Annotated in this window: 1 protein-coding gene and 1 pseudogene; both read right to left on the reverse strand. The window is 44.4% G+C overall.

What is annotated here, in order from left to right:
- Positions 1-120: pseudogene (locus AACW06_RS20565) on the reverse strand (ISL3 family transposase); the annotation flags it as partial.
- 9 nt (positions 121-129) lie between these two features.
- Positions 130-250 (reverse strand): transposase (locus AACW06_RS20570; RefSeq protein WP_192075408.1); only part of this gene is annotated, 121 nt, incomplete at its 5' end.

The raw sequence follows: 250 nt of genomic DNA on the forward strand, positions 1-250 counted from the left end.
TACATGACGCCATTGATACTCATGGATAGCCTCGGCCTCAAGACCACAAAGGCATTTGGCCTCAGAGTTAGGTTTAAGAGTCAGGGTAATAAGTGATGCTGTCTGGTGAGACTTTACTATTTTAAAGGTTCATCGCGGCTTTCCGGGGAAAGCCGCTTTTATCTTCAAGAAGAAGTAGTCTGTATCTCGATACCCATAACCCATTCGCTTGATTAGCTTTATCTTGTTGTTCATCCCTTCCAGTGTGCAG

The organism is Vibrio sp. S12_S33 (assembly GCF_963889785.1).
GTDB classification, from domain to species: domain Bacteria; phylum Pseudomonadota; class Gammaproteobacteria; order Enterobacterales; family Vibrionaceae; genus Vibrio; species Vibrio aestuarianus.